Here is a 16757-nt window from a genome sequence, read left to right on the forward strand (position 1 = left end):
ACGGCGATGTCCCTGCAAGGCACCCTGAAGGACTTTGGTATTGGCGACATCCTGCAGCTCATCGGGCAGCAGCAGAAGACGGGCACGCTCCACGTCCGCGCCAGGGACCAGGAAGTGCGCATCGGCTTCAACGATGGCCACATCATCAAGGCGGAGAGCGTCACCCGGAAGCGCAAGGAGCTCATCGGCACCATGCTGGTGCGCTCGGAGCTCATCACCGAGACGCAGCTCGAGGCGGCCCTGGAGACGCAGCGCCGCACGCTCAAGCGCCTGGGGGACGTGCTCGTCTCCAGCCAGGCCCTCACCGCCGAGCGCTTCCAGGCGATGATGCAGCTGCAAGCCACGGAGACCCTCTACCGGCTCTTCACCTGGAAGTCGGGCACCTACGAGTTCATCCAGGAGCCGGTGGAGCCAGACGCGGAAGCCATCCATCCGCTGCGCGCCGAGACGGTGCTCATGGAAGGCTTCCGGATGGTGGATGAGTGGCCCGTCATCCGGCAGAAAATCCACCGTGACGACCTGACCTTCGAGCGCATCAAGGCCCTGCCTCAGCCGCGCGCGGAGGAGGGCGGGGAGCTGGGCGCCATCGGTCCTTCGGAGCGGCGCATCTACGATGAGCTCTCCCCCGGGAGGGACTTGCGCAAGCTGGTGGACCTCTCCTGCCTGGGCGAGTTCGAGACCTGCAAGGCGCTCTACAACCTGGTGAAGGGCGAGTACGTCCGCCCGATTCTTCCGGAGGGCGCCCCGGCCCCCGCTCCAGGGGACCAGCGCTTGCTTGTTCGCGTGGCGGGGCCGGTCGGGCGCCTCTTCGCTACCGTGGGGGTGCTGGCGGCGGTGGCGCTGGTGGTGCCCCGGGCCGTGAGCAGGGACCCCGCGGCGGGCGTTGCCGCGGTGTTCGCGGATGCCGCGGCCCAACGTCATGTTTCCCAGGCCCAACGCGTCCGCATCGAGGCCGCGCTCGAGGTGTTTCGTCTGGAACGCGGTGAGCTGCCCGAGCGTCTGGATTCTTTGGTGCAGGCTGGACTGTTGAAGCCGGGCGAACTGAAATATCCGTGGCGGGAAGAGTACTATTACCGGCGGTTGGCCGCTCGGCAGTTCATTCTCCTGCCACCCTTGCGCTAGTCCTGACACAAAGTCGTCTTTCGCGGCCCTGAGGGCGGCGTTACGTTGGTGTCAGCCGTAGCGACATAGACCGAGGAAGAATCCGCATTGCGAAATCCCGCCACGTTGGAAGCGCCCGAAGTGCTCACCGCCTCCGCCAAGGTGGACGTTCGTGACAACGCGACCGCCCTGGCCCTCTGCGGCAGCCAGAACGAAAACCTCAAGTTGATGGAGCGGCGCCTCGGGGTCCGGGTGGGACAACGCGGCACCGAGTTCCACCTCTCCGGTCCGTCCGACGCCGTGGCCTTCTCCGTCCGCCTCCTGGAGAACCTGGAGGAGATGATCCGCGCCGGCCGCCCCGTCTACCGCGAGGACGTGGAGCAGGGCATCAAGGTGCTCGGCCGCGGCGCGGAGTCCCTGCAGGAGGTCATGCTGGGCCCGGTGCTGAAGAGCTCCGGCAACCGGCAGATCGCCCCCAAGAGCATCAACCAGAAGCGCTACGTGGACGCCATCCGCTCCCACGACATCGTCTTCGGCGTCGGTCCCGCCGGCACGGGCAAGACGTACCTCGCCATGGCCATGGCGGTCGCCTTCCTCCAGGAGCGCAAGGTCAAGCGCATCATCCTCGCGCGTCCCGCCGTGGAGGCGGGGGAGAAGCTGGGCTTCCTGCCGGGCGACCTGCAGGAGAAGGTGAACCCCTACCTGCGGCCGCTCTACGACGCGCTGCACGACATGATGGCGGCCGAGCGCGCCGCGCAGCTGCTGGAGCAGGGCGTGGTGGAAGTGGCCCCGCTGGCCTTCATGCGTGGCCGCACGCTCAACGACGCGTTCGTCATCCTGGACGAAGCCCAGAACACCACCGTGGAGCAGATGAAGATGTTCCTCACGCGCCTGGGCTACAACAGCAAGGCCGTCATCACCGGTGACGTGACGCAGGTGGACCTGCCCACGGGGAAGATGTCCGGGTTGAACCACGCCCGCGCGGTGCTGAAGAACATCGACGGCATCCACTTCGCGGAGTTCTCCGATGTGGACGTGGTCCGCCACCCGCTGGTCCAGGAGGTCATCCGCGCCTACGACCGGGCGGACCTCGCCCAGCGCGAAGCCCAGGCGGCGCGGGGAGCAGCCACTGCTGCCGCCCCGGCCCCCACCGCGACGGCGGCAACCGAGCCCGTTGCCGTCGAGTAACGGCGACAGAACCTACCTGCGCCCACCCGCGCATACCCTGCCGGGCGGGCGTACCCCATCCCACCCTTGCGAATATTCCCAGGCGCTGCGTCCTTGAAGGATCCGCGACGCCTTATCTAGGGTGAGGACCCCCATGGCCGAATCGGAAACGCAGCCCCCTGGGCGCAGTCCACTGGACGCGCTCGCCGAACGCCTCGGACTGGAAAACGGCGTCTGGGGGCGGCGCGCCATCCAGGTCCTTCTCCTGCTGGCCGTCTCCATTGGCGCGGGCTTCGTCATCTCGCCGGGCCTCTACAGCCAGCAGATTCCGGCGCTGGCGGAGGAGCACCTCGGCAAGCCGTTCCGGGCCAGCTCGCCCGCGGGCTTCAAGGCCGCGCGGGACTACGAGGTCGTCCACCGCGCCATGACGCAGCAGCGGCGCCAGGACGCGCGCGCGGCCGTCAAACCCGTGTACGACTTGAACCCCGCCGTCCTGGGGCAGCTGCGGGCGACGGTGAGCTCCGCCTTCTCGTCCATGCGCCTGCATCTGGACGAGCTCGCGGAGGCGCAGACCGAAGCGGAGCCCGAGGATCGCGAGGCGCCCCGCCGGCGCAAGCCCGCGGCGTCCCCGGAGATGGTGGAGCTGGAGCGCGGCACCCGCGAGAAGATGCGGGCGGAGCTCCAGGAGCGCTTCTTCGGCAAGCGCGACGCCGTGCTGGAGGCCGAGGACTTCCAGGCGCTCTACGCCACCCGCTTCTCACAGGAGGCGGAGACGGCCACGCTGCTGGTGCTGGAGCGGGCGTATCGCTCCGAGCGCGGCGCGGTCCATGTGGCCGGCTCCCGGGAGGAGCTGGCGCGGGAGGCGCATCAGGGACTCACCGTCCGCGACGTGGTGAACAAGGCCGAGGAGTCCCTGTCCGGGGGCTCCACCCAGGTGGTGGACGTCCCCGAGGCGCACCAGGAGATGGAGCGCTTCGCCTCGGTGCCCGGCAACCTGATGCCGGACGCGCCGGGCGTCCAGCGCCGCGCCATCCTCCGGCTGGCCCAGCGGCTGGTGCGGCCGAACCTCACCATCAACATCGCGGAGTCGGACGCGCGCCGGACCCAGGCGGCCCAGGCGGTGAAGGACGCCGTCATCTCCATCAAGAAGGGCCAGCGCGTCATCGGCGACGGGGAGCTCGTCAATGAGTCGCACCTGGTCATCCTGCGCGGCATGCGCGCGGAGACGGACCGGCTGGACCTGGTCCAACTCCAGGCGGGCGGCACTGGCCTGGTGGGCCTGCTCATCGTGTCGTTCTACTTCTTCTGCAGCGCCGCCTTCCGGCGCTTCCGGCCCACGCGCAAGGACGGCGTGCTGTTGGGCCTGCTGCTCCTGGGCCTGCTGGGTCTGCTGCAAGTCTGGGTGTCCATCGCGGACGCGGTGCAGGACCGCTACACCGCGCTGCCCATCGAGGCCTTCTATTACGCCTTCCCCGTGGCGGCCGGCGCCATGCTGGTGCGCTTCATCCTCACGCAGGAGCTGGCGCTCTTCTTCGCGCTCGTCTTCTCCTGTCTCACCGGCGTGATGCTGGGCAACTCGCTGGCCTTCGGCGTCTTCACGCTGTTGGGCTCGCTGGTGGCGGCCGACCGCATCGTGAAGGCGAAGGACCGCGTGGGCATCTTCCGCGCGGGTCTGGTGACGGGCGCGGTGAACCTGGTGGCGGTGCTCTTCCTCTTCCTCGTGGAAGGCAAGGGCCTGTCGGCCGACACCCTCCTCACCGCGCTGAGCGCCTTCGTGGGCTCCTCGCTGGCGGTGCCGGTGATGGTGATGGCGCTCACGCCGCTCATCGAGGCCACCTTCGGCTACGCGTCGGACATCAAGCTGCTGGAGCTGGCCAACCTGAACCACCCGGCGCTCAAGGAGCTCATCGTCCAGGCGCCCGGCACGTACCACCACTCCATCATCATCGGCTCGCTGGTGGAGAACGCGGCGGAGACGATTGGGGCCAACCCGCTGCTGGCGCGCTCGTGTGCGTACTACCACGACATCGGCAAGGGCCGGAATCCGCTCTACTTCGGGGAGAACCAGAAGGGTGAGAACCGCCATGACGCGCTCGCGCCGGCGATGAGCGCGGTCATCATCAAGCGCCACGTGACGGAGGGCCTGGAGATGGCCCGTCAGTACCGGCTGCCCAAGCTGGTGGCGGACGCGATTCCGCAGCACCACGGCACGCGCACGGTGGGTTACTTCTACCACAAGGCCTTGAAGGAGCAGGAGGGCAAGGAAGGCGCTCCGCCCATCGACGAGAGCATCTACCGCTACCCGGGCCCGAAGCCCCAGTTCCGCGAGGCGGCGCTGGTGATGATCGCCGACGCGGTGGAGGCCTCCACGCGCTCCATGACGGACCCCACCACGCCCAAGCTCCACGCGCAGGTGCAGAAGATCATCAACCTCATCTTCTCCGAGGGTCAGCTCGACGAGTGTGACCTGACGTTGAAGGACCTCAACCTCATTTCTCAGTCCTTCCTGCACACGCTCGAGGGCATCTACCACACGCGTCCGGCCTATCCGGCGGGCGCCGTGGGTGGAGGCAAGGCGCCTCCGTTGGTGGTGGCGGGCGCGGTGCCTCGGCCCGTGGAAGGCAGCAAGGACAAGGCGCGGACCGCGGGGGGGGCATGAGCGGAGCACGAAGGGGCAATGGCGTGAGATTGCGCAAGGGGAAGCTGATTCCCCGTGACGACGGCAAGCGCATCGAGGAGTTCGTGGGCGCGGCCACCACCCACACGGACGCGGCGTCCGTCGCGCGGATGCTGGCCCCCCCGGGCTGGTCCGAACCGGCGCAGCGCCCCGAGTTCGACGAGGTCGTCATCGTCCTCACGGGCGAGCTGACCGTCGTCGTGGAGGGCCGCCGCGAGCGCATCCCCGCGGGCGAGGTCGGACTGGTGCCGCGCGGCAAGCGGGTGGTGTACCGCAACGACGGACAGGGCGCGTGTGACTACTGGTCGGTGTGCGCGCCCGCGTTCCGCCCGGAGCTGGCGCACATGGAGGCGCCCAAGCCCCGCGTCCAGGAGAACCACGTCGTCATCCAGGTGGCCCATGGCCAGGGGCGCGACTTCGCGCGCCTGCTGACGACCTGGGCCAAGGATTACCTGATGCAACTCGAGCTGTCCGGCGTGGAGCTGTCCCTGTCCCTGGTGGACGACCGGGCCATCCGTCGGCTCAACCGCACCTGGCGCCAGAAGGACAAGGCGACGGACGTGCTGAGCTTCCCCGCGGGCGACCTGCCCAAGGGCACGCCGGGACCGCGCCCGCTGGGGGACGTGGTCATCTCCCTGGACACGGCGAAGCGGCAGGCCAAGGAGTACGGCCGCACGCTGGAGTCGGAGCTGGCGCGCTACCTGGCGCACGGCCTGCTCCACCTGCTGGGGCACGACCACGAGCGCCCCCGGGACGCCAAGCGCATGGCGGCCCTGGAGGAGCAACTCCTGGGCGAGCGGGGCATGGTGGCGGACTCGCTCCAGGTGGATGCCAGGGCCCGCCGCGCCCGCAGCCTCATGTAGGCCCTCCGCTGGCTCCCCGCTGGACAATCCGGCATCCACCCCGTTGAGCCGGGCGGCGTGCGTGATAGGTAGGCGGCCTCCCGCGTGTTGGACCCAGCCATGCTCCGCCCATCCCTCATCGCCTCCTGCCTGCTCGGCCTGCTGCTCCTGGCGGCGCCCGCGCGCGCGGCCACCTTGCCGCCGTGGGGCACGGGAGAGAGCCAGGGCGAGGACCTGGCCATCCTCCTGGTGACGTTCAGTCCCGGGGATGACGTGCCCTCCTGGTGGGGCCACGGCTCGCTGGTGGTGGAGGACCGGCGGCGGCGGATGTCGCGCCTCTACAACTACGGCATGTTCTCCTTCGACGAGGCCATGCTCGCGCGCTTCGCCATGGGCCGGCTGGAGTTCTGGGTGGGCCAGTCGTCGGTGGGCGGCACCTTCCGCCACTACCAGGCCGAGGACCGCGACGTCCGCGTGCAGGAGCTCAACCTCACGCCCGAGCAGCGCGTCGTCGTGGCGAAGCGGTTGGCGGACAACGTGCTGCCGGAGAACCGCGAGTACCTGTACCACCACTACAATGACAACTGCGTCACGCGGCTGCGGGACATGATTGACGTGGCCACGGGCGGCCAGCTCCGCGAGGCGGACCGGGCACCCGGGCGGATGACGCTGCGCGAGCACACCCGGCGCTACACCGCGGTGAACGCGCCCATGAGCGTGCTGCTCGACTTCATGATGAACGACGAGATCGACCGTCCCATCACGAAGTGGGAGGAGGCCTTCCTCCCGGACGAACTGGAAGCGCAAGTCGCGGCGCTCCAGGTGAAGGGCGCGGACGGGCAGCGTGGGTCGCTCGCGGCGAAGAGCTGGAACCACTACGAATCCTCCAAGCGTCGGCGTCCGCCAGCGGAGCCTCCTCCGTGGGGGCCGTGGCTTCTCGCGCTGGGCCTGGGCCTGGGCGGCCTGGCGGTGGGCCTGGCGGTGTGGGAGCGCCAGCGGGGCAGCCGCGTGGCCCGCCTGCTGCTCGGGCTGGAGAACGCCGTGGTGGGGCTGGCGCTCGGGTTGCCGGGCACCGCGCTGTTCATCATGGGGCTGGTGACGGACCACACGGTGACGTTCCGTAACGAGAACCTCTTCCTGGCCAACCCGCTGACGCTGCTGGCGCTGCCCTTCGGCGTGGCCCTGACGTGGGGCAGCAAGAAGGCCCGCGCGCGCCTGTTCAAGGTGTGGACGCTGCTTGCGGCGCTGGGGGTGCTGGGCGTGGTGCTCAAGGTGTTGCCGCCCTTCGACCAGGACAACTGGCGGCTCATCGCGCTCATCCTGCCCATCTCCCTGGGCATGGCGGGCGCATTCGGTCTGGACCGGGTGCTGGCGCGCCTCCCCGGGGCGGACCGCGCGTCAGCCGGACGGCGGGATACCGTCGCATCGCTGAAGACTCCCTAGAGGACACGGAAAGAAGCCATGGCGAACGATTCGATGGAGAAGATCAACGGCCTGAGGGAGCGCGTGTTGGCGCTCCGGGGGCATCTTTGACCTCGACCGCAAGCGGTCCCGCATCGCGCTGATTGAACGCGACTCCACGCAGCCCACCTTCTGGGACGACAACACCAAGGCGCAGGCGCTCCTGAAGGAGAAGTCCACGCTGGAGGCCAGCGTCGGCGCCTACGACAAGGTGATGCGTGGCCTGGATGACGCGCAGGCGCTCTTCGAGCTGGCCGCCGAGGCCAATGACGAGGCCACCACCCAGGAGGCGGAAGGCTCCCTCACGGGCCTGGAGGGCGACGTCGCCAGGCTGGAGCTGGCGCGCATGCTGTCCGGCGAGCAGGACCGCAGCAGCTGCTTCATGGACATCAACGCCGGCGCCGGTGGCACGGACTCCATGGATTGGGCGGCCATGCTGCTGCGCATGTACACCCGCTACGGCGAGCACAAGGGCTGGAAGGTCGAAATCAACGACGAGGTGCCGGGGGAAGAGGCGGGCTTCAAGAACGTCTCCCTGCGCATCGAAGGTGACTTCGCCTACGGCTACCTGAAGGCGGAGGTGGGCGTGCACCGGCTGGTGCGGATCTCGCCCTTCGACGCCAACGCACGCCGGCAGACGGCCTTCGCGTCGGTGGACGTCTATCCGGAGGTGGATGACACCATTCAAATCGACATCCCGGAGAAGGACATCGATTTGAAGTTCATCCGCGGCGGCGGCGCGGGCGGCCAGAAGGTGAACAAGACGTCGTCCACCGCGCAGCTGCGCCACCTGCCCACCGGCATCATCATCACCTGCCAGACGGAGCGCTCGCAGTCGGCCAACAAGGACATGGCCTTCAAGATCCTGCGAGGCCGCCTGTACGAGCTGGAGATGAAGAAGCGCGACGCCGCGCGTGACGCCGCCGAGGCGCAGAAGAAGGACATCTCCTTCGGCTCGCAGATCCGCTCCTACGTGCTGGCGCCGTACCGCATGGTCAAGGACCTGCGCACCGGCATCGAGACGGGCAACGTGGACGCCGTGCTGGATGGGGACCTGGAGGAGTTCGTCACCGCCCAGCTGCTGGGCGTGAAGAACCCCAACCGCAGCGCGGGCGCGGACTGAGCAGGCGCCGCGCCTCACTGTTTCCTCGCCTTCGCCCGGAACCTTTTCCGCGGCCCTGCTGTCGGAGGGCCGCGGGGCAGGGGACGAAGGTAGGCTTCAGGGACGGTGGCACCTCCTGTGGAGGGGCTGTCGCGGGAGGACACGGGTGTCATCGGGCGGCGTGCTCGAAATCGGACAGGAAGAGGCCGCCGCCGCGGTCGCGTCCGAGTCGCGCCGTCAGGACGCCGCGCTGCTGGCCCGGCTGCGCCGAGGGGAGCCGGACGCCTTCGAGCTGCTGGTGCGCACGCACCAGGACCGGCTCTACGACTTCTGCGTCCGCATGGTGGGAGACCGTGAGGAAGCCCACGACCTGGTGCAGGAGATCTTCGTCAGCGTGCACCAGAACGTCCGCCGGTTCCGCGAGGACTCGAAGCTGTCCACCTGGCTGTTCCGCATCACCCGCAACCACTGCATCAACCGGCTCAAGTACCTGAAGCGCCGGGGCCGGGGCCGCTCCGAAGTGTTCGACGAGGCCGCGGCCCTGCGCTCCGAAGGCGGGGGCACGGCGCCTGGCCCGGACGCGGCCCTGGAGTCCGCGCGTGAGCGCGCCCGGGTGCAGTGGGCCATCTCCCAGCTGGAGCCGGACGCGCGCATGCTGGTGGCGCTGCGCGACATCGAAGGCCTCAGCTACGACGAAATCATCGACATCACCGAGCTACCGGAGGGAACGGTGAAGAGCCGGCTCCACCGGGCCCGGGAAAAACTGGCGGACCTCCTGGGGCGGCTTGAGCCATGAACGGCATTCATCGCAGACTGCGGGACGTGGAACCGCGGATGAACCATCGCGAGGCGAGGGCGCTGTTCCTCGCGCTCGCCGACGACGAGCTCCCCGCCCCCAAGGCGCAGGAGGTTCGCACCCACCTGGACGGCTGCGACGACTGCCGCCAGGGCTGGCAGCGCTATGCCAGCACGGTGCAGCGGCTCCAGCACGTGGCGCGTGAGAAGGCCCCGCCCGCGCTCGCCTCCCTGGTGATGAGCCGTGTGCGCCGCAAGCGCCGCTTCGGTCTGCGGGGCCTGCACACCGCGCACATGAACCACCGCCTCCCGGTGGAGGTCCTCATCCCGCTGCTGCTGGCGGCCGCCGTGGCCGCCTTCCTGGCGCTGGTCGCTCCCTGAGCGGCCTTCCGCTGTGTTGCGTTGCTTCCCGGGGGAGCCTTGGCTACGGTGCCGCGCCTTTGGGAAAGCGCGTCATGGCCGAGACCGAGAACAAGAGCGAGAAGAGCGTGGGCGAGGGCGACCTCGGGACGAAGGAACAGGAAATCTACGACCAGCGGCTGGAGAAGGCCGAGAAGTGGCGCGAGGCCGGCTTCAATCCGTACGGCAACGGCTACCGTCCCCAGCATCAGGCCGCCGAAATCCACGCGAAGCACGCCGCTCAGTCCGCCGAGGAAATCGAGCAGGCCGCTCCTGCGCCCTATGACGTCGCCGGCCGCGTCGTGGCCATGCGCTCCTTCGGCAAGGCCGCCTTCATCAAGCTGAGAGACGGCTCGGGCGAAATCCAGGTCCACATGAAGAAGGACGCCTTGGGGGACGCCTATGAGACCTTCAAGCTCTGTGACCTGGGCGACTTCCTGGCCGCCACCGGCCCGGTGTTCCGTTCGAAGACGGGCGAGCTGACGCTGTCCGCCACGAAGTTCACGCCGCTCACCAAGTCCCTGCGGCCCCTGCCGGAGAAGTGGCACGGCCTGACGGACGTGGAGATTCGCTACCGTCAGCGGTACCTGGACCTCGTGTCCAACCCGGACGTGAAGCAGACCTTCCTCCGGCGCAACAAGCTCATCCGCTTCATCCGCGACTTCCTCGACACGCGTGACTTCGTCGAGGTCGAAACGCCGATGATGCACCCGCTCGTGTCCGGCGCGGCGGCGCGGCCCTTCACCACGCACCACAACGCGCTCGACATCGACCTGTACATGCGCATCGCCCCGGAGCTGTATCTCAAGCGCCTGGTGGTGGGCGGCCTGGAGCGCGTCTACGAGGTCAACCGCAACTTCCGCAACGAAGGCATCAGCACCCGGCACAACCCCGAGTTCACGATGCTGGAGTTCTATCAGGCGTACGCCACGTACGAGGACCTGATGGACCTCTCCGAGGAGATGATTTCGGAGGCCGCCAAGGCCGTCACCGGCGACACGAAGGTGAAGTACGGCGAGCACGTGCTCGACTTCGGCAAGGGCTGGAAGCGCATCTCCATGACGGAGGCCATCCGCGAGGTGGTGAGCGGCCTGTCAGACAAGGACATGGCGGACGCGGACCGGCTGCGCCACGAGCTGCTCAAGACGCGCCACTCGGAGGCCGAGCGGCGGGCCATTGACACCATGCACCACGGTGAGCTGGTGGGCGCGCTCTTCGAGCACCACGTCGAACACACGCTCATCCACCCCACCTTCATCACCCATTTCCCCACCGCCGTCTCGCCGCTGGCCCGGCGCAATGACGCGAACCCGGACGTGACGGACCGCTTCGAGCTGTACGTTGCGGGCCGCGAAATCGCGAACGCGTTCTCCGAGCTGAACGACCCGCTGGACCAGAAGGGCCGCTTCCAGGCCCAGCTGGACGCGAAGCAGCGGGGCCAGCAGGAGACCATGGACTACGACGAGGACTACATCCGGGCCCTCGAGCACGGCATGCCGCCCACCGCCGGTGAAGGCATCGGGATTGATCGGCTCGCCATGCTGTTCACGGATTCGCAGAGCATCCGAGACGTCATCCTGTTTCCCCTCCTCAAGCCACTGGCGAAGTAGCCAGGAGGCCGCGTGCACTCCGCCGAACGGCAGACCGTCCATCGCTGGACCTTCATCTGGATTGGGGCGCTGGTCGCCCTGGTGGGCTTCAGCCTGCTCGGGGTGGCGCTCACGTCCTCTCAGGCCTGGCTGGAGACCAGCCCCTCCCTGGGGCTGTCCCTGCTGGGGTGGGGCGGCCTGGTCCAGGTCCTCAACGCGCTGCTGCTCGTGTCCGAGCAGCCCGTCGCGCGGGTTCCCAACACGGGCCTCCTCGTCGCGGGCTCCGTCGTCTGGCTGGCGGGGTGGGCGCTCATCGCCGCCGGCATCCGCCGCGCGCCAGAGCCCACCGAAGGGCCCAGCCCGGCCGCGGGCGCCACGCTGTACCCGCGCCTGGCGCGCTACCGGGACTTCTACTGGAGCACCCTGGGCGCCTACGGCGGCGGCATGCTGCTGGCGGAGGTGGTCCTCATCCTCCTGCAGACGGTGCTGTCCAGCGGCGTGTCCGCCACGGAGCTGGGCGCGGCGGGGAAGGGCGCCAGCAGCGGCCTGTCGTTGCCGCCCACCGGCGCCTTCGCCATCGCGCTGCTCGCGGGCGGCATGGTGGCCTTCATCTCCGGCTTCATCGGCGCGTCGCGGGCGCAGCGGCTGTCGCTGCCCGAGGCCACCATCGGCGTGCTGTACCTGGGCCTGCCCATCCCCATCGTCCTCACGTTGATGGAGCGGCTGCCCGGGCTGCAGCTCGCGCTGGGCTACCGGCTGCGCGAGGTGACGTACGTCGCGGGGCTGATTGGCCGCCCGGAGCTGGGGTACTGGCTCGTCTTCACCTTCCTGGTGCTGGCGCTGGTGCTGGGCATCAACACCGGCTTCATCGCCGCCGGCAGCGGCCGGGTGGACCTGAAGCTGGGGTTCGAGCTCTTCGTCGCGCGCCGGCACGTGGCGGTGTTCCGGCCGTCGCTGCTGCTGGGGACGCTGGCGGTGCTGATGTTCGGCATCATCCCCCCGCTGCTCATCTACTTCATCATCCGCTCCGCCGAAGCGGCCGTGGAGCGCACCCGCATCCGCGCGCTGGGTCTGAAGGACCCGCTGGCGGCGGCCTCCGACCTCAACCGCCTCAAGCTGCGGGAGCAGTCGCCCACCATGATGATGACCGCCCTGTCGGTGGGCGGCGTGGGCGTGGGCGTCATGGCGCTCATCATCGTGCTGTCGGTGATGAGCGGCTTCGAGGCCGACCTGCAGCAGAAGATTCTGGGCACCAACGCGCACGCCGTGGTGTCGAAGTACGCGGGCGACCTGCCCGAGTACGCCAAGGTCATGGAGTCCGTCCGCAAGGTGCCCGGCGTCGTGGGACAGACGCCCTTCATCATCAACCAGGTGATGATTGCCTCCGAGGGCAACGTGGACGGCGTCATCATCAAGGGCATCGACCCGGGCACGGTGGGCGAGGTGACGGACCTGCCCAAGAACATCCTCGGTGGCGGCTCGCTCGACATCCTCTACACGCCGGAGAAGATCGTCCACCGCGGCCTGCCGGACGAGGAGCCCGCGGAGGAGAGCGGGGTGGAGGAGGACGACATCATCCGCCGCTCCGGGACGCCCAAGAAGGCGCCGGTGCTGCCGGGCATCGTCATTGGCCGGGAGCTGGCGGCGTCGCTGCGCGTGGTGGTGGGAGACCGGGTGAACGTCGTCTCCCCGCTGGGCACGGAGCTGAGCCCCTCCGGCCCGATTCCGAAGAGCCGCGCCTTCCGCGTGGCGGCTGTCTTCTATTCGGGCATGTACGAGTACGACTCCAAGTTCGTCTACATCCTGCTCAAGGAGGCTCAGGACTTCTTCGGCGTGAAGGGGGCCACGGGCATCGAACTGAAGGTGGCGGACATCGACGACGCGCGGCGCATCGCCTCGCAGGTGGTGAAGGTGCTGGGGGGCTATCCCTACCGGGCACGTGACTGGGGAGAGATGAACAAGAACCTCTTCTCCGCGCTGCGTCTGGAGAAGCTGGTGATGGGCATCATCCTCTCCATCATCATCATCGTGGCCGCGGGCCTCATCGTCGCCACCGTCATCATGCTGGTGCTGGAGAAGCGGAAGGAGATCTCCGTCCTCAAGGCCCTGGGCGTACCTGATGGTGGCATCGTGAAGATATTCCTCGCGGAGGGCCTGCAGATTGGCGTCGCGGGCGGCTTCCTCGGACTGATTTCCGGCCTGTCCTGGTGCCTCTTCATCGAGAAGGCCGGCATCAAGCTGGACCCGGACGTCTATTACATTCCGGCGGTGCCGGTGCGCATCGAGCCGGTGCAGACCGTGCTGGCCGTGGTCATCGCGGTGCTCGTCACCTACCTCGCCTCCATCTACCCGGCCCTCAAGGCCAGCAGCGTGGAGCCGGTGGAAGGCCTCAAGGCGGAATAGCCATGGCGCTCTTGTCCATCCGCAACGTCTTCAAGAGCTACTTCCTGCACGGCAAGCGCATCGACATCCTTCGGGGCGTGTCGCTGGACATCCAGCGGGGAGAGCTCGTCTCGCTGGTGGGCGCGTCCGGGGCGGGGAAGAGCACCTTCCTGCACGTCCTGGGCACGCTGGATGCCCCGGCCGCCGGCGAGGTGCTGTTCGATGACCGCCCCGTGTTCTCCATGAACGACGCGGAGATCGCCGAGTTCCGGAACCAGACCATCGGCTTCGTCTTCCAGAGCCACTTCCTGCTGCCGGAGTTCACCGCCTTGGAAAACGTCGCCATGCCCGCCCTCATCCGGCGACAGGATCGCACCGGCGCCTACGCCTATGCCCGTGAACTGCTGGAGCGGGTGGGACTGGGACACCGCGTGGACCACCGTCCAGGAGAACTGTCGGGTGGTGAGGCCCAGCGCGTGGCCCTGGCGCGCGCCCTGGTGCTCAAGCCCGCGGTGTTGCTGGCGGACGAGCCCACCGGAAACCTCGACCCGGCGACGGGCGAGGGCATCCACCAGCTCCTGCGGGAGGTCAACCGCGAGCAGGGAATCACCGCAGTGGTCGTCACCCACAACGAGACGCTCGCCCGCTCCATGCCCCGCCGCCTCAGGTTGGCCGGGGGTGAGGTGTCGGAGGCGTGATGTCCTGGCAATTTTGCATTGAGGCCCTCAGGGGCCTTCCCGTAGATTGCCCCGCCTTTTCCTGGCCGGTCTCCCCTTGAGGCACCCCGTTCTGTCGCGCAAGTCACTGCTCCCGCTGCTGGCGGTCGCCATGTGGTCCCTCGTGCCCGGCTCCGTGCTGGCGCAAGAGGATGAGGGCGCCGCCGCGCCTTCAGTCGTGCCCGAGGTCACCGCCCCCGCTGCTCCCGCCGACGTGGCCTCCGAGCCCGCGCTCCCCGATGACGCCCCGGTGTCCCCGGAGGATGCCCGCCGGGTGGTGGAGGTCCGCGTCGAAGGCAACCGGCGCGTCGAGGCCGAAGCCATCCGCCGCGCCCTCCGCACCCGTGTGGGCGACGAGCTGAGCCCCACGCGCACCGCCCAGGACCTCCGGGCGGTGTGGGCGTTGGGCTACTTCCAGGACGTGGAGCTGCTCGTCCAGCGGCTGGCCCGCGGCGTCGCCTACGTGGTGCGCGTGGAGGAGCGCCCCACCGTCCGGCTCGTGCAGCTCGTGGGCAACGAGGAGCTGAACAAGGACGACCTGAAGGAGGAGATTGACGTCAAGCCCGCCACCATCCTGGACATGGAGCTGGTGCGCTCCAGCGTGCAGAAGATCCAGGCGAAGTACGTGGAGAAGGGCTACTTCCTCGCCGAGGTCAGCCACCAGCTCAAGCCCGTCGAGGGCGGCGCCAACGTGGATGTGGTGTTCAACATCAACGAGCGCGCCAAGGTGATGGTGAAGCAGATCACCATCCTGGGGGCGGAGAAGGTGCCCGCCGCGGAGCTGAAGGAGACGATGATTACCCGCGAGGGCGGGTTCCTCTCCTTCTTCACCGGTGAGGGTACCTACCGCGAGGATGCCTTCCAGCGCGACCTGGCCGTCATCCAGATCGCCTACTACGACAAGGGCTTCATCAACGTCCGGGTGGACAAGCCCACCGTCCAGCTCTCCGCGGACAAGCGCTTCATCTTCATCACCCTCCGGGTGACGGAGGGCGAGCCGTACGACATCGGGAAGATCGACTTCTCCGGTGACCTGCTCGACGACGTCACCAAGGGTGAGATGGCGGCGCTGATGAAGTCCGCCACCGGCGGGCGCTTCAACCGCTCGCAGCTGTCGCAGGACATCCTCTCCGTCTCGGACGTCTACTACGACCGCGGCTACGCCTACGCGAACATCAACCCCATCACCAGCGTCAACGCGGACAACCGCACGGTGGACCTGACCTTCGACGTGCAGAAGGGGCCCCAGGTCACCATCGAGCGCATCGACGTGGTGGGCAACAGCAAGACGCGTGACAAGGTCATCCGCCGCGAGCTGCGCGTCTACGAAGGCGAGCTCTACAACGGCACCGGCGTGCGCCGCAGCCGCGAGCGCGTCACCGCGCTGGGCTTCTTCGAGACGGCGGAAATCACCCAGCGTCCCGGCTCGGCGGACGACACCATCATCCTCCAGGTGGAGGTGAAGGAGAAGGCCACCGGTACCTTCCAGGTCGGCCTCGGGTTCTCCAACGTGGAGAACTTCATCTTCACGGCGCAGATCGCCCAGAACAACTTCCTGGGCTGGGGGCAGAGCGTCTCCGCGTCCGCGCAGATCTCCGGCCTGCGCTCCCTGGTGCAGCTGTCCTTCTACGACCCGTACTTCCTGGACACGCGCTACCTGCTGTCGGCCGAGTTCTTCCGCATCCAGGCGGACTACGAGGGCTTCATCCGCAGCTCCACCGGTGGCACGGTGTCCATCGGCTACCAGTTCATCGATGACCTGCTGGGCACCATTGGCTACTCGCGGGAGTGGGTCAACGTGGAGGCGGGGCAGAACCTGGGCGCGGTGCTGCTGGCCAACCAGTTCCTGTCGGGGACGACGAGCGCCGCCCGCCTGTCGCTGTCCTTCGACCGGCGCAACAACCGCCTGTTCCCGTCGGATGGCTTCATCCACTACGGCTCGGTGGAGCTCGCCCCGGACTTCCTGGGCGGCACGTTCCTCTACAACCGGTACACGGCCTACTCGCGGCTGTACTTCCCCATGCCGCTGGGCTTCGTCTTCAAGACGAACGCCACCATTGGCTACATCCAGCAGCTGGACCAGAACAAGCCGCTGCCCATCTCCGAGCTCTACTACGTGGGCGGCATCAACAGCGTCCGCGGCTACTTCCTGCGCAGCATCAGCCCCTCCGTGAAGGTGCCCCGCTCCGGCAGTCCGGACGCGACCGTCACTGATTTCCGGGTGGGCGGCAACAAGCAGCTGACCTTCAACTTCGAGCTGGAGTTCCCCATCTTCGAGAAGGCCGGCCTGCGCGGCGTCATCTTCTACGACGCGGGTAACGCCTTCGCGGCGAACGAGCGCTTCTTCGAGGACCGCCAGGAGCGGCTGCCGCTCGGGCTCTTCCATTCCGCGGGCTTCGGCTTCCGCTGGTTCTCGCCCATTGGCCCCCTGCGCTTCGAGTGGGGTATCCCGCTCAACAGGCGGCCGGAGGACGACAACATCCTGTTCGAGTTCACTATCGGCAACTTCTTCTGATAAGCCCTTGG

The 16757-nt window shown here is 68.3% G+C and carries 12 protein-coding genes; all 12 read left to right on the forward strand.

Annotated elements, in window-relative coordinates; translation table 11 throughout:
* Positions 1–6 precede the first annotated feature (6 nt).
* The 12 genes from HV826_RS18920 (at position 7) to bamA (ending at position 16746) form a co-directional block, all read left to right on the forward strand.
* Positions 7–1122: a DUF4388 domain-containing protein gene (locus tag HV826_RS18920; RefSeq protein WP_176418430.1), complete on the forward strand. Its 1116-nt coding sequence runs from the start codon at positions 7–9 to the stop codon at positions 1120–1122.
* Between the two features lie 87 nt (positions 1123–1209).
* Positions 1210–2289, forward strand: a complete 1080-nt coding sequence (locus HV826_RS18925) for a PhoH family protein (RefSeq protein WP_176418431.1) — start codon at positions 1210–1212, stop codon at positions 2287–2289.
* Between the two features lie 133 nt (positions 2290–2422).
* Positions 2423–4927, forward strand: a complete 2505-nt coding sequence (locus tag HV826_RS18930; protein ID WP_176418432.1) for an HD family phosphohydrolase — start codon at positions 2423–2425, stop codon at positions 4925–4927.
* Positions 4924–5808 (forward strand): rRNA maturation RNase YbeY, encoded by an 885-nt coding sequence (ybeY, locus tag HV826_RS18935; RefSeq protein WP_176418433.1) that lies wholly within the window; start codon positions 4924–4926, stop codon positions 5806–5808. Before HV826_RS18930 ends, ybeY begins: the two co-directional genes overlap by 4 nt.
* 99 nt (positions 5809–5907) lie before the next feature.
* Positions 5908–7230, forward strand: coding sequence for a DUF4105 domain-containing protein (locus HV826_RS18940; RefSeq protein ID WP_176418434.1), 1323 nt, complete (start codon positions 5908–5910; stop codon positions 7228–7230).
* Positions 7231–7248: 18 nt separating this feature from the next.
* Positions 7249–8371 (forward strand): peptide chain release factor 2 gene (prfB, locus tag HV826_RS18945; RefSeq protein ID WP_255217287.1). Its coding sequence is split into 2 segments (ribosomal slippage): positions 7249–7317 and positions 7319–8371, totalling 1122 coding nucleotides; the frame shifts between segments, so codons are not numbered across the junction.
* A gap of 145 nt (positions 8372–8516) precedes the next feature.
* Positions 8517–9146 carry a sigma-70 family RNA polymerase sigma factor gene (locus tag HV826_RS18950; RefSeq protein WP_176418435.1) on the forward strand — a complete coding sequence of 210 codons (630 nt, stop codon included), beginning with the start codon at positions 8517–8519 and terminating at the stop codon, positions 9144–9146.
* A 38-nt stretch (positions 9147–9184) separates the two neighbouring features.
* Positions 9185–9526, forward strand: a complete 342-nt coding sequence (locus tag HV826_RS18955; RefSeq protein ID WP_255217288.1) for an anti-sigma factor — start codon at positions 9185–9187, stop codon at positions 9524–9526.
* 74 nt (positions 9527–9600) lie between these two features.
* Complete coding sequence (gene lysS / locus HV826_RS18960) at positions 9601–11154, forward strand: lysine--tRNA ligase (RefSeq protein ID WP_176418437.1); 1554 nt, start codon at positions 9601–9603, stop codon at positions 11152–11154.
* Between the two features lie 12 nt (positions 11155–11166).
* Positions 11167–13536 (forward strand): ABC transporter permease, encoded by a 2370-nt coding sequence (locus tag HV826_RS18965; protein ID WP_176418438.1) that lies wholly within the window; start codon positions 11167–11169, stop codon positions 13534–13536.
* Between the two features lie 2 nt (positions 13537–13538).
* A complete protein-coding gene (locus tag HV826_RS18970; protein ID WP_176418439.1) occupies positions 13539–14213 on the forward strand; it encodes an ABC transporter ATP-binding protein in 675 nt (224 codons plus the stop codon).
* A gap of 130 nt (positions 14214–14343) precedes the next feature.
* Positions 14344–16746 (forward strand): outer membrane protein assembly factor BamA, encoded by a 2403-nt coding sequence (gene bamA, locus HV826_RS18975; RefSeq protein ID WP_255207867.1) that lies wholly within the window; start codon positions 14344–14346, stop codon positions 16744–16746.
* Positions 16747–16757 lie beyond the last annotated feature (11 nt).

The organism is Myxococcus sp. AM010 (assembly GCF_013372585.1).
Taxonomy (GTDB): domain Bacteria; phylum Myxococcota; class Myxococcia; order Myxococcales; family Myxococcaceae; genus Myxococcus; species Myxococcus vastator.

Coding starts and splice junctions, on each gene's coding strand:
- HV826_RS18920 (WP_176418430.1), top strand. CDS start 7: ATGTCCCTGCAAGGCACCCTGAAGGACTTTGGTATTGGCGACATCCTG.
- HV826_RS18930 (WP_176418432.1), top strand. CDS start 2,423: ATGGCCGAATCGGAAACGCAGCCCCCTGGGCGCAGTCCACTGGACGCG.
- ybeY (WP_176418433.1), top strand. CDS start 4,924: ATGAGCGGAGCACGAAGGGGCAATGGCGTGAGATTGCGCAAGGGGAAG.
- HV826_RS18940 (WP_176418434.1), top strand. CDS start 5,908: ATGCTCCGCCCATCCCTCATCGCCTCCTGCCTGCTCGGCCTGCTGCTC.
- HV826_RS18955 (WP_255217288.1), top strand. CDS start 9,185: ATGAACCATCGCGAGGCGAGGGCGCTGTTCCTCGCGCTCGCCGACGAC.
- lysS (WP_176418437.1), top strand. CDS start 9,601: ATGGCCGAGACCGAGAACAAGAGCGAGAAGAGCGTGGGCGAGGGCGAC.
- HV826_RS18970 (WP_176418439.1), top strand. CDS start 13,539: ATGGCGCTCTTGTCCATCCGCAACGTCTTCAAGAGCTACTTCCTGCAC.
- bamA (WP_255207867.1), top strand. CDS start 14,344: ATGTGGTCCCTCGTGCCCGGCTCCGTGCTGGCGCAAGAGGATGAGGGC.